The sequence below is a fragment of the Vibrio sp. CB1-5 genome, assembly GCF_059412285.1.
Genome location: NZ_JBJHPB010000010.1, coordinates 41,052 through 57,935, shown reverse-complemented (window position 1 = coordinate 57,935; position 16,884 = coordinate 41,052). Strand labels below are relative to the sequence as shown.

Here is a 16,884-nt window from a genome sequence, read left to right as displayed (position 1 = left end):
TTGATGGAGAGAATGATGAAAGGTGATATTGGTGTAATTGGTCTGGCGGTAATGGGTCAGAACCTTATCCTAAACATGAATGACCATGGCTTTAAAGTTGTGGCTCACAACCGTACTGCTGCAAAAGTTGACGAGTTCCTAGAAGGCCCAGCAAAAGGCACTAACATCGTTGGCGCATACTCACTAGAAGAGCTAGTTGAGAAGCTAGAAACGCCACGTAAAGTCATGCTAATGGTACGTGCTGGTGACGTTGTTGATAAGTTCATCGAAGCGCTAGTACCACTACTAGACAAAGGCGATATCATCATTGATGGTGGTAACACAAACTACCCAGACACTAACCGTCGTGTTGTTGCGCTTCGTGAGAAAGGCATCCACTTCATCGGTACCGGTGTTTCTGGTGGTGAAGAAGGTGCTCGTTTCGGTCCTTCAATCATGCCAGGTGGCGCGGCAGAAGCTTGGGAAGCAGTTAAGCCTATCTTCCAAGGCATCTCTGCAAAAACTGACGCTGGCGAGCCTTGCTGTGACTGGGTTGGTAACGATGGTGCAGGTCACTTCGTTAAAATGGTGCACAACGGCATCGAATACGGTGACATGCAGCTGATCACTGAAGCGTACCAGTTCATGAAAGACGGTCTAGGCATGTCTGCTGACGAAATGCAGGCAGTGTTTGCTGATTGGAACAAGACTGAACTAGACAGCTACCTAGTAGAAATCACTGCTGACATCCTTGGCTACAAAGATGAAGACGGCGAGCCACTAGTAGAGAAGATCCTTGATACTGCGGGCCAAAAAGGCACGGGCAAATGGACAGGTATCAACGCACTAGACCTAGGTATTCCACTAACGCTTATCTCTGAGTCTGTATTCTCTCGTTGCCTGTCTGCTCTAAAAGACCAACGCGTTGAAGCTGAGTCTCTATTCGGTAAGACAATCACGCCAGTAGAAGGTGACAAGCAAGAGTGGGTTGATGCACTTCGTCAAGCGCTACTCGCTTCTAAGATCATCTCTTACGCTCAAGGTTTCATGCTAATGCGTGAAGCATCAAACGAGAACGGTTGGGATCTAAACTACGGTAACGTAGCACTAATGTGGCGTGGTGGTTGTATCATCCGCTCTGCATTCCTAGGCAACATCCGTGATGCGTACGAAGCGAACCCAGATATCGCATTCCTAGGTTCTGATGAGTACTTCAAGAACATTCTACAAAGCAGCCTAGCGGCATGGCGTAAAGTAGCAGCGAAATCTCTAGAAGCAGGCATCCCAATGCCATGTACGATTTCAGCGCTGTCTTTCCTAGACGGTTACACAACAGCACGCCTACCAGCTAACTTGCTTCAAGCTCAACGTGACTACTTCGGTGCTCACACCTATGAGCGTACTGACCGTCCACGTGGTGAGTTCTTCCACACTAACTGGACTGGTACAGGCGGCGATACGGCGTCTACAACTTACGACGTGTAGACCGTTGGATATTTAGAATTACGAATACTAAGCCTCGCTATTTAGCGAGGCTTTTTTTCGTCTAGTGATAGGAAGTTTAAGTTCGCTAGGACGTCGCCTGACATGATGGCGCAGCAGCGGGTTATTGCTTCTTCATTAGATTGGCAAGATCGGCAAATGGATTGTGCGTTGCCGTTTGATGATTGTCCTCTCCCGGTTTCACCTCGCTACCGTACAAATCATGCTCAGTATACTTTGAATGCTCGTGATCATGACAGTAAAGGCACAGCAACTCCCAGTTACTGCCGTCTTCGGGATTGTTGGTATGATCGTGATCTTTATGGTGAACCGTGAGTTCTCGTAGATTGGAATAGACAAACTCGCGCGCGCAACTGCCACATACCCAAGGGTACAACTTGAGCGCTTTCTCTCGGTAGTCACTCTCTTTGCGTGCATAAGCGGCACTGGTACCAAAATAGTCAGAAGACATGATGTTCCTTACTCTTTTAACGTATGAAAGCCAGAATAAATACGTGTAAACGTGGTAAACCAACAGGCAATGCCAAACACAATTGCTATTGGGGCAAAGTACTGCGGAAGCAGGCAAAGTAGCACGAAACAACCAATCGTTTCTGTGCCTTCGGTCAAACCACTCATGTAATAGAGTGATTTGTGTTGATAGACAGGGTTCTCAATGCCTCGTTTGCCTGCCATGACGGCAAAGGCCAAAAAACTGGTGCCAGTCCCGATAAAAGAAAAAATTAAAAATGCACCTGCTACTGCATTCTGGTCCGGGTTCGCCACCACAAAGCCAAAGGGGATCAATGAATAGAACAAAAAATCTAAGCTGATGTCTAAAAATCCACCTGCATCGGTAATTCCTTGTATTCGAGCCAGCGCGCCGTCCAGTCCATCACAGATACGGTTCAGCACAATACACACCAAAGCAAGGTCGTAATGAGCATAGGCAAGGGCAGGGAAGGCTAGGCAACCCAGTACGAAGCCGAATAAAGTGGTTTGATTGGCTGTCACCCCTGCACGGTCGAGCAGTTTGGCGGATTGAGCCAATGGCCAGCGAATAACTTTGATACTCAGTCGATCAAGCATGTGGGTTCTCCCATGGCCATGTCAGTACTTGGCTACCCGGAGGGATGTCATCTTCATCATGAGTCACCATTAGGGTTGGAATATTCGCATTCGCAAGCTGTTCCATTACCCAATCACGAAACTGCATTCGCAGCTCTTTATCGAGCTTGCTAAAGGGTTCGTCGAGGAGGGCTACTTTGGGCTTTGCCAGCAGCATACGAGTCAAACTGATACGTGCTCTCTGTCCTCCAGATAGCTGCTCGGGATAATGATTGGCGACAGGTGAAAGACGAACTTTATCCAGCGCTTCAAGCGCCTGTTGTTTACGTGCCTCACCTTTAACGTCATTGGGAAGAGCAAAAGCGAGGTTTTCCCACACGTTTAAATGCGGAAACAGTAAGTCATCTTGAAACAGGATGCCAACGTGTCGCTTGTGGGGAGCAATGGTATCGATACGTTTATCATCAAGACGAACATGGCCAGTATAGGTAAAGTCAGGCGCTAGATGACCCGCGATCACATCGAGCAAGGTCGACTTACCACAACCACTCGGCCCCATAAGAGTGAGTATTTCACCGGGGTTGATGGTGAAGTGACATTCAGAAAACAGCACCTCGCCATCGCGCTTACAGATGGTGAGGTTTTCTAGCGAGAGTGTCATTCAATAACAATCCTTTTATTTTAATTCGACGATAGCGAGTGTGATAGCGATTAACAATAACCGCGAAAGTGAAAAATAATAGCGGCAATAGTGCTTGGAACAGCGCATAAATGGCGGTGACTCGCCTGTCAAAGCCACTCGATAAGGCAACCGCTTCGGTGGTGACTGTGGCTATTCTACCTGCACCGAGAATAAGGGTAGGTAAATACTGCGCCAAAGAGACACTGATACCGATAGCCCAAGCAAAAACTATTGCAGGTAGCAGCTGCGGTAATTTTACATGTAGCCAAGTGTATATCGGGCTTTTACCAAGACTCAAAGAGAGCTGAGTAAACTTATCGTTGTAGCCACGCCATGGCCCATCTAAGGCGAGATAAACGTATGGAAAGGCGAAGAATACGTGCGACCAACATACCCACAATAGATAGTGCCCATCACTTAGCATTAACGTCGCCACTTGTAACCCAAACAAAATACTGAGCTGAGGGACGAGCATCGGAATAGCAATGACATAGCCTGGCACTTGAAAGCGATACTTAATCCGGTATTCGTGACCAATGACAGCAAGTAGCAGTGCGATGGTCGCAGAGATAAGCGCGATAGTGAGACTTTGTGTCATCACCGACGTCATCCCTTCCCACTCATACTCCCAGAAACGTAATGTATATCGAGAGGGAAAGAGATCAGGAAAGCGCCAGCGTTGGGCAAATGTCCACAAAATTGTAAGTGGTAGCATCGCGGCGACAACGGTAATCAGCGCAATGAATAGTGACTTCCCTGGCAGACGAACGGTGGTGCGCCCTGAATATTGCCAACGATTGGCGAAGTTGATTGCACCAAACTCAATGCCACGAGCGATACCAATTAATATTGATGCTATCGTAAACAACACGACTGCTCCGGCGCTCGCGCGTGGCAGCAACTCGAGATCCGGATCGTTAAACCACTGCCAAACCAAAACCGCAAATGTGGGTGGATTGGTTGGACCAATAATTAGCGCAACATCTACGACCGATAAGCTGTAGGCAATCACAGCGAGCATGGGGAAACGTAGTTTATTGAACCATTGAGGTAGAATGACTTTCCACCAAGCTGCGGAATGTGAATAGCCTAGGGAGGTTGCGATCTTTAAAGATTCGTTAACCTTGAGTTGTCGTAGAATGGGAATACTCATTAGCAGTAGGAAGGGGACTTCTTTCATAGCCAACATGAGTGTTAGTCCTAAACCGTAAGGGTCTTTAACCAGCCAGACCATCTCTTCAATACTGTTTGTCGACTCGATACCCAATAGCTCCACTAACGCTCTTACGCCAAATCCTGTTGGCGCAAATAGGAACGCGAAACCAATAGCAAAGGCGACATGTGGAAGAGCCAGAAGAGGCGACAACGTCAACTCAATTTTATTCCACCAGCGACCGTTCCAACTGCTGGCAAGGATGGCAAAACAGACAAGGCAAGCGAGATAACTGCTCACAAGTGCAGTGCCAATGGTGAGCGTGATGGACATTCCGACGCCTCGCCAAGCGAAGACTTGTTCAAACCCTTCCAGGGAGAACTCAGTCATACTTAGTGGGGGGATGTATCCAAGAGAGGCCACTACCACTCCAAGTAGCCCTGGAATGGTAGGGAGAATGCAGACAACAACCAATGTGGCGTACAACAGTCTTAGCATAATATACGGCTCAATCTCCGGTTAGCTGCCGTAGCGCTTGAGCCATTCTTGCTCGAGCGCGCTTTGCCAGCTCGGATGTGGCTCAGCGACTGACTTAAATTGTTGAGTCTTGGCTGCACTTCCTTTTAGATACTGTTTATTGAGCACCGATGGATCGCCCCAAATATTGATGTCCCCTTTACGAGACTGTGCTTCTGGACTCAATAAGAAGTTAATTGCCACCAATGCCCCTTCTTTGGCATTAGCATTCCATGGTATTGCAAGGAAATGGATGTTGGATAGTGCGCCGCTTTCCATGGCATAAGCACTTGTCGTATCGCTCAGATTTCCACTAGCTTGAGCGGAAAAAACCGCGTTAGGGTTGAATGTGATCGCAAGGTCTAATTGGCCATCATCAAGTAATTGGATGGTTTCTGCTGTGCCTGCTGGGAACTGTTTTCCACCGCGCCAAGCGACTTTATGAAACTCGTCTAGATAGTTCCAAAGAGGCTGGGTAACAATGTCAAAATCCGCCTCTGAAACTGGCTTAGCCAAAGAGGGATCGTTGTCGGTGAGTTCGATTAATAGCGATTTTAGGAAACTGGTACCATGAAACTCAGGTGGTTTCGGGTAACTTAGTTTGTTCGGATAGGCTTTTGCATAGTTGAGCATCTCGGAATAGGAGACCGGCGGGTTATTTAGACTTTGTGTGTCGTGGATAAATACCAACTGACCGACACCCCATGGGGCTTCCAATCCTTCAGTTGGCTCAGAGAAATCGCTGTCAACAGGTAGCGATTTGTCTACATATTGCCAGTTTGGTAGCGTTGAAACGAATGGTCCGTAAAGTAGGGCGTTATCCTTCATCGATTTAAAGTTTTCGCCGTTAATCCACACCATATCGACGCTGCCACCGTCGCTCTTACCGGCCGCTTTTTCTGCTAATAGACGTGAACCTGTTTCTGAGATATCGGTCACTTTGACGTGATTGAAGTCTACGCCATATTGAGTCTTTAGCTCTTTACCTGCCCACTGAAGGTAGCGGTTGATCTCTTGGCTACCTCCCCATGCGTGGAAGTAAACGGATTGACCTTCCGCTTGTTTGACGATGTTTTCCCAAGATTTTTCTTCAGCGAAAGCGTTGGATACGCTGAGAGTTGCGGCGATTAACGCGGCGGAAGAAACCACTGACGTGTTGAACATAGAATTTTTCATGTTGGTGTCCGTATCTTTATAGTGTGTGGCTAACCTTGCCAAAAATGGATGGAACCATTTAGGTGTAAGTAAATGATAGTAAAGGTTAGAGCACGTTTATCAATACCCTTTGCTCTAACAATAGGGCTATCACAAAATTAGAGTCAACGAACGAGACCGTTGCATGATGAACAAAATTTCAAGGTTTGTTGAAAAACCCCTGAAAACAACAATTAATCGGGTTTATTCTGATGCGATTCGTGGGGGACATTGAGATAGGCATGGTCAACTATTGCCAATAATGATGCAGGAGACGTTCGACTCTCGTTTTTGAACTGGTACGAAACGATGAAGCAGAAATACAAGACCAGAGCTATAGAGAAAAAATTTCAGTGGATGGTAGTTGATGTGTCGGAGTAGTTATTTTTCAATAATTCCATTGCGTACTAGACCACGCCTCACGCTACTACATAGTTTAGCGAAGCGGCGAAACTGCTCAAAGTTTGGTGCTATGCCGCGAATCAATGCACTTTCCCAGTAACTGACATCGGTTTCCACCAACTCCATTAATTTCTTAGGGCACCCAATACAGGTATTATTGGGTCCACAAACAAAGGTGTCTTGGTCATACAAAGGCAGTTCTTTTTTGACTTGTTGAATCAGCAGCTGTGTCGCTTCTGCTAGGGTTGGTTTGCGACTCATACGGAGTAACCGAGAAGAAATAGGGGCGACATCATAGGCGATCGACGCTGATGAAAATATTCTCCTTTGGAGTTAAAGCGAACAGTTGTTTTAGACTGTCTCAATTTTGAGTATTTAATTAATAACGGTTATGTTGAGTGGGAGAAGCTTTTGAAACTGATGCAATATGTAATGGAATAAAGATGTGGAGATACACGAATGTCGTTTCGGAAAGTGCAATTCGGCCACTATGATTGCAGTCCAGGTGCGGTAAGGAGGGGAGCTCATGGACAAGCCTATTGCGAGACTCGATGAGTCTATATCGCGTTTGTTCGACGTGACGCCGATTCCAACCGCAATTACCTGCCCAAAAGGCCGTTTACTCTATACCAACCCCGCACTTTGCCAATTTCTTGGATATTCACGCAATGAATTAATGTCTAACGACGTGGTGATGACTCACCCTGATGATTTAGACATTAATCAGCGCATTCGCAGTCAATTGCGTCAAGACCCGTTCACACCCATCCAAATTGAGAAACGTTATCGCCACAAACAAGGCTACACCCTAATTGCTCAGCTCAACATTGCTGCTGATGTTAATGAAGTCGGAAGGGTGCATCATTTTGTTTCTCAGATTGTTGATATGACAGCGATGAGGAAATCTCATGCGGCGGAGCTACTCTTAAATCATATGGTTAAAAAGTGCTCAGATGCAATCTATGTTGCTGAAATAGAATACGGTCATATTCTCAATTGTAACGAGCTTGCCTATAAGAGACTCGGTTACAGCAAGGAAGAGTTGCTTCAATTGTCGGTGATTGATATTAACCCTCGATTTTGCAAAGAGACCACCTGGAGTGAGCATGTTCGTCGAATGAAGCTTCACGGAGAGGCGTGCATTGAGGCAACACACAGACGAAAGGATGGAAAAGAAATTCCTATTGAAGCTAGCGTGAATATGGTTGAATTTGATGGGCAACAGTACTTCTTAGCCATAGTTCGTGACATTTCCGAGCGAAAAGAGAAAGAGCTTAAAACCATTGAAGCACAAAACCTTGACCCACTCACTAATCTACCAAATCGGCGCTTGTTGGAGTCTCAACTCAAGCAGTTAGCCGGTGAGTGCCGTAAAAAGGGCGAGAAAATAGCCTTCATGTATGTAGACATTGATAACTTCAAATCTTTAAATGATCAGCATGGTCATATAGTGGGCGACAAAATATTGACCGAGTTTGCCAAACGGTTGCAAGGTTTTACTCGACAATCTGACTTGGTCGGCCGTTTGGGCGGTGACGAGTTTTTGATTGTATTGCCCGGGCTTAACAGTCGCGAACATGTGTTAAGCATTGCCCGCCACATTCTACAAGTTACTTCACACTCTATTGATGTCGGTGAGTCTGAGCTTATTCCTATTAATGTCAGCTTGGGCGCAACCCTTTGTGATAGCAAAGAACTCAATTGCGTCCGAGCAGTGAGTGTTGCGGACAAAGCGATGTACGTTGCTAAAACGCTCGAAGGTTCCGCCTGTCACTTTCTCGATATAGAACAAGATTGAATCAAGACCGCGAGTAGTGGTGTCTCTCCCTTAGTTGCACTCTATCTCTGAGATGCAGAATTTCTTACAAAAAAACTAAGCCAAGTTGCCGCTTTTATTCTAATTTGTGGATAGAGGTTATCAATTTTTAGCTTCGCGTCCTGCTGCATTCTTAAACCACCAATTTGGCGGCGAGGCTTGACCTTTCAAGCTCGCAGAGACGGCGAAGCACTCACACTATAAGGAGTCCGTGAGATGAGAAAACCAATGTCTGTTTTGCTTGCGTCGTTAGCGCTTTGCTCATCGGCGACGGCTTTCGCGTTGGTCACACCAAACCCACCTTCATTGAATGCCAAAGGCTATGTCCTAATGGACTATCAGTCGGGAGAGATCATTGTTGAAGGCAATCAAGATGCTGCACTCGCTCCAGCGAGTTTAACCAAGCTGATGACGGCCTATGTCGTTGGTATGGAGATAGCATCTGGTCGCACAACCTGGGATAGCAAAGTGGCCGTAAGTGAAAATGCTTGGTCGGTTAAGTTTCCCGATTCTTCAAAGATGTTCATTAAGCCGGGCGATGACGTAACGGTTGCTGATTTGATGAGAGGGTTGATTGTTCAATCGGGCAATGACGCTGCAGTTGCACTAGCGGAGCATATTGCTGGGACAGAAAATGGCTTTGTGGCATTGATGAATCAGTGGGCCATTAACTTAGGTATGAATAGCTCTCAGTTTATCAATGCACATGGTCTGGATGGACAAGGCATTCACACCACGCCGCAAGATATGGCGATATTGATGAGACGTATCATCGAGGATGTACCAGAGGTTTATAAGCTCTACTCAGAGAAGCGATTTGTATGGGCAGACATCAAACAATACAACCGAAATAGATTACTGTGGGACAACTCACTCAATGTGGATGGCGGTAAAACAGGTTATACCTCTGAGGCAGGCTACAGCTTAGTCAGTTCGGCAACACAGGGGCAAATGCGACTGATCTCGGTAGTGATGGGTACTCCTAGTGCACAGACCCGGGTCGAAGCTTCGAGACAATTACTGAACTATGGCTTCCGTTTCTATGAAACAGATCAACTCGCAGAATCGGATGCGACTGAAGTGACGGCAAAAGTATGGAAAGGCACAAGTAGTGCGATTCCTTTAGGCTTTGAACAAGATGTCTACGCTACTTACCTTAGAGGGAATAGCCGTGGCGTTTCTAAGGAGGTCGAGGTATTCGCTCCTCTAATTGCGCCAATCAATCAAGGTGACATTATCGGCAGTGTCACTTGGAAAGTCGGCAACGATGAAATTGCCGCGGAACCTCTAGTCGCTAAGTCTACGGTGGAGCAAGGCTCAATATTCAAGCGCCTATGGGGTACTGTGGTGCTTTGGTTCAAATCGCTGTTTACTGATACCAAAGATCTTTGGGAGCAATAGACAGTTAAAATTAGAGCGGTAGTCACTCGAATTATCGCTCTATTCTTTATTTCATCTCGTTGCCTCGCTAGAATAGCGCGCTCTTTGATAGCAACACCGCAATGGTTATGAGCCCATATCTCAAGTACATCTCAGGTTATCCGCAACATCTTGTCGAGCAGATCGGTGGTATGGTGTCGTCGGGGCGTTTTATTCACTGGTTTGAAAAACGTTTTCCAGAACGTCATCAAATTAAGAGCGAAAAAGCGCTCTTCGATTACACTATGGACATTAAGCAGCGTTACATGAAAAAAACGCCGCCTATCTCGAAAGTCATCTGGGACAATAAGATCCACCTCATCAATAATGCGCTTGGTCTGCACACCTACATCTCTCGTGCACATGGTGGCAAACTTAAGGCAAAGAATGAGATCCGCATAGCGTCCGTGTTTAAAGATGCGCCTGAGCCTCTGCTGCGTATGCTGGTGGTTCATGAGCTGGCCCACATCAAAGAAAAGAACCACGATAAAGCGTTTTATCAACTATGTTGTCATATGGAACCTGACTACCATCAGCTTGAGTTCGATGCGCGCCTTTTTATGATCTACAAAGAGCTACTCAATGACTCGTCAAAATAAATCTAATCTACGATCTCGCAAGCAAGATAAGCTCTCGGCAATGGTTGTCGACAAGCGCAAAGCGAGCGGACTTCATGCAAACAATAAACACCAAGGCCGCTATGACTTTAAACGTCTGATTGAAGCGGAACCTGGATTGGCAGACCATGTTGTGAAAAATCCACATGGCGATATGAGCATTGTGTTTTCCAATTCCGAGTCAGTAAAAGTACTCAATCGCGCTCTGCTAAAAGCGTATTACGGATTGAGCTATTGGGATATTCCAAACGGGTATCTGTGCCCACCGATTCCAGGACGTGCGGACTACATTCATCGACTCAACGAATGGTTGCAACACGACTTAATGCAAGACCGCCCTGCTAAAGCTCGACTTAAAGTGACCGCATTGGATATAGGGGTTGGTGCTAACTGCATCTATCCGATTGTTGGAGCAACTCAATACTATTGGAATTGGGTTGGAAGTGATGTTGATGAAAGCTCGCTAGAAAGCGCTAGAAGCAACGTTGCGTCAAATGACAAACTGACGAGAAAAATTGAGTTAAGGCATCAAACCCAAAGTGAGCACATTTTTGAAGGTGTGATTCAACATGGTGATGTGTTTGTTGTGACAACCTGTAACCCTCCGTTCCATAAGTCAGCGGAAGATGCGCAGAAGGGGACTGATCGCAAGAACGCCAATCTAGCGAAAAATAGACAGCTGCGTGGCGAGTTGTCACAGGAAAATAGTCAGCCAGCAAAAAAGAGTGAAGGGCTCAATTTTGGCGGCCACAATGCGGAGCTTTGGTGTCCAGGTGGTGAGGAAGCATTTGTTCTGAATATGGCAAACGAGAGTAAGGAGTTCGCACACCAAGTGATTTGGTTCTCGACCTTGCTTTCCAAGAAGGACAACATTCGTCCATTGCAAAAACGTCTAGAGAAGCTGGGTGCGACCCATGTACTTATTCAAGAAATGGCTCAAGGACAGAAGAAAAGCCGCTTTGTGGCATGGTCGTTTATGAGTCACGAGCAACGTCTGACTTTGAGTGGTCATTTGTTGTAAGTAGCTATTTATTAATACTATTGGTTACATAAAGCAGCATCATCCTCGTGAAAACGAGGATCTTTGTCAGCGACTGTTGCGGTCAAATTGAGCGAGTTACTCGTTTCAAGAGATCTCCTTTTTCAAGGAGATGACGCGGCTTTGTCGTGAGCTAAGTCTACGCCTGTTAACTATCATCTCCTAAGCCATCTAACAGCGACTGGTACTTTTCCGCCAGAGCTACATTCCCCACCTTTTGCTCCAAATTACGAAGTACAGTTAAGCTCGGTTTTTGATAGCCAAACCTATGATGGAACTTTAAAAGCCGTGCTCGCGCTTTGTTGTAATTGCCGACATTAACTTCAATGGCTGCAAGCTGGATGGTCGCGTTGGGTCGATAAGGATCATGCTCTAATGATTTCTCAAAAAACGTTCTCGCTTCTGTAGGCCGTTCTGCTTTAAGGGCACACAAGCCAGCGTTCTCGTAACTTTCGGCAATTTGGTAGTAATTTGGCTGCTCTGTGGCAGCGATTAGCATGGTTTCAGCTAGATCGTATTTACCGCGTTTACAAAGAAAGGTGCCGTAGTTGTGGTAGACCTCACCATTACTTGGCGCGACTTTTAGCGCGGTTTGATAAGTATCGCGTGCTTGTTGAAACTGACCTACAGCCTCGAAATAATAAGCCATAGAAAGATGGCTTCGGTAATACCTGGGGGCGAATTCGAGCGCTTTTTCGAAGTCTTGTTTGGCACGGCTATATTGCTCTCGTTTCATGTAAGCAAGCCCAAGCTCTATTCGCGTGTCGGCGGCATCAATGGGTGCAGCACTCACCTTGGACTCCTCTCCGACGGTCACGCACCCAGATGTGAACAAAATAATAAGCATAGATAACATTGCTAAGATGAGTTTCATTCGTTTTTGCTCATAAATTAATAGTCGTGTTCATTTTAAAAGCTGGGCTGAAAGGGGGGGACGTGGCGGCATGTTGCTGCGACACACAACACAAACTCTGGCTTGCGAATAACATAATTGTTTATTAAATAAGCGATCAAATTAGAATAATAACTCAAATCTTTAGTCCGCCATCCTTCTTAGATAAAGTAGCTAGGTTGAACTATGAAGGTATGAATTTGATGAGCAATGTGAACCGCAACGGACATAAACCTTGGCTAAAGACCTACCCAAGTGATGTGCCTGAATTTGTTGATGTTGACCAGTACAGCAACATCAATGAGATGTTTAAAGCGCCTTTTGAGAAGTTTGCCGATAACACGGCATTTGTGAACATGGGGCATTCTTTGACATATCGTGAACTGAACGAAAAGAGCGATGCGTTTGCAGCCTATTTGCAAACAGAACTTCACGCTAAAAAGGGCGATCGCATTGCACTGATGATGCCAAACCTTCTGCAATATCCGATTGCTATCTTGGGAGCGCTCAAAGCAGGTCTTGTGGTGGTGAACGTTAATCCATTGTATACACCGCGTGAGCTTGAACACCAACTACGTGATTCAGGTGCCACCATCATTGTTGCCGTAACCAACTTTGGTAATAGCTTGCAGCAAGTGATTGAAAAGACCAGCATCAAGCACGTGATTTTAACCAGTATCGGTGATGCGCTTGCGCCACATAAGCGTACCCTGGTGAACTTTGTCGTTAAGTATGTAAAAAAAATGGTGCCTAAATACAACTTACCAGGTGCCATCTCACTTCGCCGTGCACTGACGGATGGCAAGCAAATGACTTTTGTTGAGCCAGAATTAACCTGTGATGATTTGGCATACTTGCAATATACAGGTGGGACAACTGGGCTCGCTAAAGGCGCGATGCTGACACACCGCAACATTATTGCCAATGTGCTTCAGGTTTTTGGACATTTTGGTCCGCGCACTGCGAAAGAGCAAGAGCGCGCAGTGACACCATTACCGCTTTATCATATTTTTGCTAACTCGGTCAGCATGATGCTGATGATGTACATGGGGGCAAGCAATCTATTGATCACTAACCCTCGTGATCTAAACAGCTTTGTCAATGACTTGAGCAAGTATCCGTTTACCATGATCTTTGGTTTGAATACCTTGCTTGCGGCGCTTAACAAGCATGAGAAGTTTAAAACGCTCGATTTTTCTAACGCAGAATTCACCATTGCTGGCGGCATGGCGACTCAAAAGCATGTTGCAGAGGAATGGCAAAGAATCACGGGAATGCCAATCATTGAGGGCTATGGTCTGACAGAATGTTCACCTGTCGTAGCGGGCGGTGTACATACTCAACAAGCCTACGTGGCAGCGGTTGGAGTGCCGTTGCCAAGTACTGAACTGCGTATTGTTGATGATCAGGGTCAGGCGCTTGGAGTGAATCAAGTGGGTGAAATACAAATTCGCGGCCCACAGGTGATGAAAGGCTACTGGAAGCAAGACGCTGAAACCCAAGCGATCCTCGCAGAAGACGGTTGGCTCTATTCTGGTGATATTGGCCGAATGGATGAGGAAGGCATTTTCTACATTGAAGATCGCAAAAAAGACATGATTCTCGTGTCTGGCTTCAATGTGTTCCCAACAGAAGTTGAAGAAGTTGCAACCCTACATCCGAAAGTGACTGAGGCGGCTGCGGTCGGTATTCCAGATGATATTGCCGGTGAGCGTGTGAAACTGTTTGTCGTTGCAAACGGCAATGTCACCGCGGATGAAATTAAGCAGCACTGCCGTAAACATTTGACCGGTTACAAAATCCCCACGTTTATTGAATTCAGAGATGAGCTGCCAAAAACCAACGTAGGCAAGATCTTAAGGCGCGAACTGCGCGATCAATAGAACTGAATTTTCAGATGAAGAGCCGCTAAACTGGCGCAATACGTACTACTAAGCCACACTTAAAATGTGGCTTTTTTTGTTTGAAGGAGATAGCGATGAGAAACGAACTTGATCCCAACAAAATTCTTCGAGCGTATGACGCAGTGATGGAGAACGGTACAGACACTGAATTTGGCAAAATTTATGAAGGCGTTGAAGCTTGTTCTGACTACGATGGGTACAACGTTTATATGCGGGGTAATGGTGTGGAACTTAAAGTGGGTTTTCACAATACCTATCACCTTGAATATGACCAAGAGCACTTACGTGATAGCTTTTTAAAGAAAGTGGCGATGTTAGCGAAGTGAAATTCCTCACGCGAAATAGCTTATGCCTCCCAGTTTAAAGGGAGGCATAGGGTATCTAGGCTATTAGTCTTTCGTAAACGCGTCTTCACTGAAGTGTTCAAGATCGTATGGCGTTTGTTGGTACACGCAGTAGTTTAGCCAGTTAGCAAACAGTAAATGACCGTGACTGCGCCAACTTGCAACTGGCTTATTGTCAGGGTTGTTGTTCGGGTAATAGTTGATTGGAATGGCAGGTTCCATTCCCTCTCCGAGATCACGCACATATTCATTATGCAGTGTATTGGAGTCATATTCAGGGTGACCGGTGACGAACACATTACGCTTGTCTTTCGTCGCAGCCAAATACACGCCTGCGATATCCGATGTGGCCAAAATATCCAGATCAGTATGAGACTCTAAGTATTCCGGAGAGAAATCAGCATATCGAGAATGGGGCGCTAAGAAGGTATCATCAAAGCCACGCAAGATAGGGTGATACGGTGAGTGAATCTCATGATGGTAGACACCAGAGAGTTTTTCTTTTCGGGTACGCTTTGGCAGGTCGTAAAGTAGCTTAAGGCCAGCTTGGGCAGCCCAGCACACATAGAGTGTAGAGGTGACGTGTTTGCTTGCCCAGTTCATGATGGTCTGAAGGTGTTCCCAATAAATCACATCTTCAAACTGAACCAAACCGAGTGGTGCACCAGTGATGATGAGACCATCGAAATTGCGATTCTTGATGGTTTCAAATTGGCGATAGAAGGTATCTAAGTGTTCAGTTGGTGTATTTTTACTTGGGCGATCATCAATGCGCAGTAGCTCTACATCAACTTGCAGTGGACTATTGGAGAGTAGCCTTAAAAACTGAGTTTCAGTTTCAATTTTCTTGGGCATCAAATTGAGGATCAACACTTTAAGTGGGCGAATTTCTTGGGTCGCCGCACGCGTTTCCGACATTACAAAGATGTTCTCTTGTTGCAATACATTGGATGCAGGCAGTTGATCGGGGATCTTAATTGGCACAGCTTTCTCCCTAAGCTCTGTTTTGGTCTTCTGGACGTCTATACATCTAAACTAACGCAAACGTTATTTCTTGTCGATAATTAATTTTAGCTTACGTCAGACTGTAAGTAAGCTACCAATGGTGGCAAGACAAGGTACAATGTCGCCTTTGCATAAACTGATAGCGGAAACGAGTTTGAAACTAACGCTCATTCGGGGCTTACCTGGTTCTGGAAAAAGTACATTAGCTAAGACTTTTAATGCGGCTCACTACGAGGCCGACATGTATTTTTTGAATGCCGATGGCGAGTATCAGTATGATGCGAGCAAAATCGCGCATGCCCATGCTTGGTGCCAAAAACAAGTGGAATCTGCGCTTGCGGACAATCAAGACGTGGTGGTCGCCAATACGTTTGTTCGCTTGTGGGAGATGAAAGCTTACAAAATACTCGCTAAGCGTTATAAGGCTGAACTAGAGATCATCGTTTGCCGAGGTCGGTATCTAAATATTCATGGTGTTAGTGATGATGTCATAGCGTCTATGCAAAAACGCTGGCAAGATTAACCCCAACCATTAGAACAGAAAAATAAAAGAAAATTTACCATGGCGAAGCGTTCACCTGTCGTAGAAATGACCTCTTATGGCATTTACTCCACTTGGGATTCAGGCTCCAAAGATCTCCCTAAAATTCAAGAATTCACAACTATCGTACCTGCGGATGAGCATATTGAGTTTGGCTTTATTGTGAACATCAAAAAGGCCAAAGGGGAGAAGGTTCGATATTGTATCTATCACCCTGGCGTGCTGAGTAAAAAAGGGCAGGTGTTAGCGCCTTTTGATGGCGATGAACACGTCGGTAGCAATGACTGGGACTTCTACCTTGGCGATACTATTCAGTTACTTGATCCTATCAATGGCTTTGAGAGTAACTTAGGCGATTGGCGCATGGTGATCGAGATGCAGGGTAAAACCATCGCAGAAAAAACCTTTAAAGTCACAGCAAGAGATGAAGGTCAGTTTTGGAAACGTCGCGGTTTTTAGTGTCGGTAAAGCTGAATAGCTTTGTTCACCGCGTTGAAGATAAAGCTATCGTCATGGCCTGTGCTGTGAAGTATGGCTGTACGCTAAAACGTATTAGACGCTCACGCAACTGGACACTGAGCGGAGAGCCTTCTGCATTATTGAAATTTTCCATCGAGGCTAATGTCGGCTGGATTTCTGTTGCGATAAATAAAGTGCTAGATGGCTACAAGTCACCCATTCAAGAAGTCCTTGAGCGGGAGCCTGAGATCACGGTCGCTGATTTGATGTATCAATCTGGGTGCACGCTGGCAGAGGCTCGCGCTGCGATTGATGAATTTGAAGATTTGTGATGATAAAAAAGCCGCTTCGCTGTGAGCAGAGGCGGCTTCT

The 16,884-nt window shown here is 45.9% G+C and carries 18 protein-coding genes; 10 read left to right on the top strand and 8 right to left on the bottom strand.

All coding sequences use genetic code 11. From position 1 onward, the window contains the following. Positions 1-15: 15 nt before the first annotated feature. Entirely contained in the window at positions 16-1,464 is a 1,449-nt protein-coding gene (gnd, locus tag ACJB0T_RS09650; protein WP_479290538.1) for a decarboxylating NADP(+)-dependent phosphogluconate dehydrogenase, read from the top strand. 121 nt (positions 1,465-1,585) lie between these two features. On the opposite strand, the gene ACJB0T_RS09645 is transcribed toward gnd, so the two are convergent. The 6 genes from ACJB0T_RS09645 to ACJB0T_RS09620 all read right to left on the bottom strand — a co-directional run bounded on the left by ACJB0T_RS09645 (position 1,586) and on the right by ACJB0T_RS09620 (position 6,737). Beyond that, positions 1,586-1,933: a YajD family HNH nuclease gene (locus ACJB0T_RS09645; protein WP_479290536.1), complete on the bottom strand. Its 348-nt coding sequence runs from the start codon at positions 1,931-1,933 to the stop codon at positions 1,586-1,588. An 8-nt stretch (positions 1,934-1,941) separates the two neighbouring features. Further along, entirely contained in the window at positions 1,942-2,550 is a 609-nt protein-coding gene (locus tag ACJB0T_RS09640) for a CDP-alcohol phosphatidyltransferase family protein (RefSeq protein ID WP_479290534.1), read from the bottom strand. Next, positions 2,543-3,190 carry an ATP-binding cassette domain-containing protein gene (locus tag ACJB0T_RS09635; protein ID WP_479290532.1) on the bottom strand — a complete coding sequence of 216 codons (648 nt, stop codon included), beginning with the start codon at positions 3,188-3,190 and terminating at the stop codon, positions 2,543-2,545. Before ACJB0T_RS09635 ends, ACJB0T_RS09640 begins: the two co-directional genes overlap by 8 nt. Next, a complete protein-coding gene (locus ACJB0T_RS09630) occupies positions 3,156-4,862 on the bottom strand; it encodes an ABC transporter permease (protein WP_479290530.1) in 1,707 nt (568 codons plus the stop codon). Before ACJB0T_RS09630 ends, ACJB0T_RS09635 begins: the two co-directional genes overlap by 35 nt. Before the next feature lie 21 nt (positions 4,863-4,883). Continuing rightward, positions 4,884-6,056, bottom strand: a complete 1,173-nt coding sequence (locus ACJB0T_RS09625; protein ID WP_479290529.1) for an ABC transporter substrate-binding protein — start codon at positions 6,054-6,056, stop codon at positions 4,884-4,886. Between the two features lie 399 nt (positions 6,057-6,455). Beyond that, complete coding sequence (locus ACJB0T_RS09620) at positions 6,456-6,737, bottom strand: hypothetical protein (RefSeq protein ID WP_479290528.1); 282 nt, start codon at positions 6,735-6,737, stop codon at positions 6,456-6,458. A 265-nt stretch (positions 6,738-7,002) separates the two neighbouring features. On the opposite strand from ACJB0T_RS09620, the gene ACJB0T_RS09615 reads away from it, so the two are divergent. The 4 genes from ACJB0T_RS09615 (at position 7,003) to rlmF (ending at position 11,349) form a co-directional block, all read left to right on the top strand. Beyond that, positions 7,003-8,274, top strand: a complete 1,272-nt coding sequence (locus tag ACJB0T_RS09615) for a sensor domain-containing diguanylate cyclase (RefSeq protein ID WP_479290526.1) — start codon at positions 7,003-7,005, stop codon at positions 8,272-8,274. 234 nt (positions 8,275-8,508) lie between these two features. Next, positions 8,509-9,693 (top strand): D-alanyl-D-alanine carboxypeptidase family protein, encoded by a 1,185-nt coding sequence (locus ACJB0T_RS09610; protein ID WP_479290524.1) that lies wholly within the window; start codon positions 8,509-8,511, stop codon positions 9,691-9,693. Positions 9,694-9,800: 107 nt separating this feature from the next. Beyond that, on the top strand, positions 9,801-10,310 hold the full coding sequence (locus ACJB0T_RS09605) for a M48 metallopeptidase family protein (RefSeq protein WP_479290522.1): 510 nt from the start codon (positions 9,801-9,803) through the stop codon (positions 10,308-10,310). After that, positions 10,294-11,349 carry a 23S rRNA (adenine(1618)-N(6))-methyltransferase RlmF gene (gene rlmF, locus ACJB0T_RS09600; protein WP_479290520.1) on the top strand — a complete coding sequence of 352 codons (1,056 nt, stop codon included), beginning with the start codon at positions 10,294-10,296 and terminating at the stop codon, positions 11,347-11,349. Before ACJB0T_RS09605 ends, rlmF begins: the two co-directional genes overlap by 17 nt. Positions 11,350-11,515: 166 nt before the next feature. Here rlmF and pilW read toward each other — a convergent pair whose 3' ends face one another. Further along, positions 11,516-12,241, bottom strand: a complete 726-nt coding sequence (pilW, locus tag ACJB0T_RS09595) for a type IV pilus biogenesis/stability protein PilW (protein WP_479290518.1) — start codon at positions 12,239-12,241, stop codon at positions 11,516-11,518. Between the two features lie 221 nt (positions 12,242-12,462). On the opposite strand from pilW, the gene ACJB0T_RS09590 reads away from it, so the two are divergent. Beyond that, a complete protein-coding gene (locus tag ACJB0T_RS09590) occupies positions 12,463-14,142 on the top strand; it encodes an AMP-binding protein (RefSeq protein WP_479290516.1) in 1,680 nt (559 codons plus the stop codon). Between the two features lie 95 nt (positions 14,143-14,237). Next, positions 14,238-14,489, top strand: coding sequence for a DUF3081 domain-containing protein (locus ACJB0T_RS09585; RefSeq protein WP_479290514.1), 252 nt, complete (start codon positions 14,238-14,240; stop codon positions 14,487-14,489). Positions 14,490-14,552: 63 nt separating this feature from the next. Here ACJB0T_RS09585 and metA read toward each other — a convergent pair whose 3' ends face one another. Next, the gene (metA, locus tag ACJB0T_RS09580; protein WP_479290513.1) at positions 14,553-15,491 is read right to left on the bottom strand and encodes a homoserine O-succinyltransferase MetA; all 939 of its coding nucleotides are present in this window, start codon (positions 15,489-15,491) and stop codon (positions 14,553-14,555) included. A 139-nt stretch (positions 15,492-15,630) separates the two neighbouring features. Here metA and ACJB0T_RS09575 point away from each other — a divergent pair, with 139 nt between their 5' ends. Genes ACJB0T_RS09575 through ACJB0T_RS09565 form a run of 3 tightly spaced genes read left to right on the top strand, consistent with a single transcriptional unit; the run spans position 15,631 to position 16,844 of the window. Further along, positions 15,631-16,035, top strand: coding sequence for an AAA family ATPase (locus ACJB0T_RS09575; protein ID WP_479292273.1), 405 nt, complete (start codon positions 15,631-15,633; stop codon positions 16,033-16,035). A 39-nt stretch (positions 16,036-16,074) separates the two neighbouring features. Beyond that, entirely contained in the window at positions 16,075-16,512 is a 438-nt protein-coding gene (locus tag ACJB0T_RS09570) for a DUF3859 domain-containing protein (RefSeq protein WP_353496418.1), read from the top strand. Continuing rightward, complete coding sequence (locus ACJB0T_RS09565; protein WP_353496417.1) at positions 16,512-16,844, top strand: ribosome recycling factor family protein; 333 nt, start codon at positions 16,512-16,514, stop codon at positions 16,842-16,844. The genes ACJB0T_RS09570 and ACJB0T_RS09565 overlap by 1 nt, the downstream gene beginning before the upstream one ends. The last annotated feature ends 40 nt before the right edge of the window (positions 16,845-16,884 follow it).

Bases quoted from the DNA above. Each gene is read 5' to 3' on its own strand.
- ACJB0T_RS09575 (WP_479292273.1), top strand. From the start codon at position 15,631: ATGTCGCCTTTGCATAAACTGATAGCGGAAACGAGTTTGAAACTAACG.
- ACJB0T_RS09570 (WP_353496418.1), top strand. From the start codon at position 16,075: ATGGCGAAGCGTTCACCTGTCGTAGAAATGACCTCTTATGGCATTTAC.
- ACJB0T_RS09620 (WP_479290528.1), bottom strand. From the start codon at position 6,737: ATGAGTCGCAAACCAACCCTAGCAGAAGCGACACAGCTGCTGATTCAA.
- ACJB0T_RS09585 (WP_479290514.1), top strand. From the start codon at position 14,238: ATGAGAAACGAACTTGATCCCAACAAAATTCTTCGAGCGTATGACGCA.
- ACJB0T_RS09625 (WP_479290529.1), bottom strand. From the start codon at position 6,056: ATGAAAAATTCTATGTTCAACACGTCAGTGGTTTCTTCCGCCGCGTTA.
- ACJB0T_RS09630 (WP_479290530.1), bottom strand. From the start codon at position 4,862: ATGCTAAGACTGTTGTACGCCACATTGGTTGTTGTCTGCATTCTCCCT.
- ACJB0T_RS09610 (WP_479290524.1), top strand. From the start codon at position 8,509: ATGAGAAAACCAATGTCTGTTTTGCTTGCGTCGTTAGCGCTTTGCTCA.
- ACJB0T_RS09615 (WP_479290526.1), top strand. From the start codon at position 7,003: ATGGACAAGCCTATTGCGAGACTCGATGAGTCTATATCGCGTTTGTTC.
- gnd (WP_479290538.1), top strand. From the start codon at position 16: ATGAAAGGTGATATTGGTGTAATTGGTCTGGCGGTAATGGGTCAGAAC.
- ACJB0T_RS09635 (WP_479290532.1), bottom strand. From the start codon at position 3,190: ATGACACTCTCGCTAGAAAACCTCACCATCTGTAAGCGCGATGGCGAG.
- ACJB0T_RS09645 (WP_479290536.1), bottom strand. From the start codon at position 1,933: ATGTCTTCTGACTATTTTGGTACCAGTGCCGCTTATGCACGCAAAGAG.
- ACJB0T_RS09640 (WP_479290534.1), bottom strand. From the start codon at position 2,550: ATGCTTGATCGACTGAGTATCAAAGTTATTCGCTGGCCATTGGCTCAA.
- pilW (WP_479290518.1), bottom strand. From the start codon at position 12,241: ATGAAACTCATCTTAGCAATGTTATCTATGCTTATTATTTTGTTCACA.
- ACJB0T_RS09590 (WP_479290516.1), top strand. From the start codon at position 12,463: ATGAGCAATGTGAACCGCAACGGACATAAACCTTGGCTAAAGACCTAC.
- rlmF (WP_479290520.1), top strand. From the start codon at position 10,294: ATGACTCGTCAAAATAAATCTAATCTACGATCTCGCAAGCAAGATAAG.
- ACJB0T_RS09605 (WP_479290522.1), top strand. From the start codon at position 9,801: ATGAGCCCATATCTCAAGTACATCTCAGGTTATCCGCAACATCTTGTC.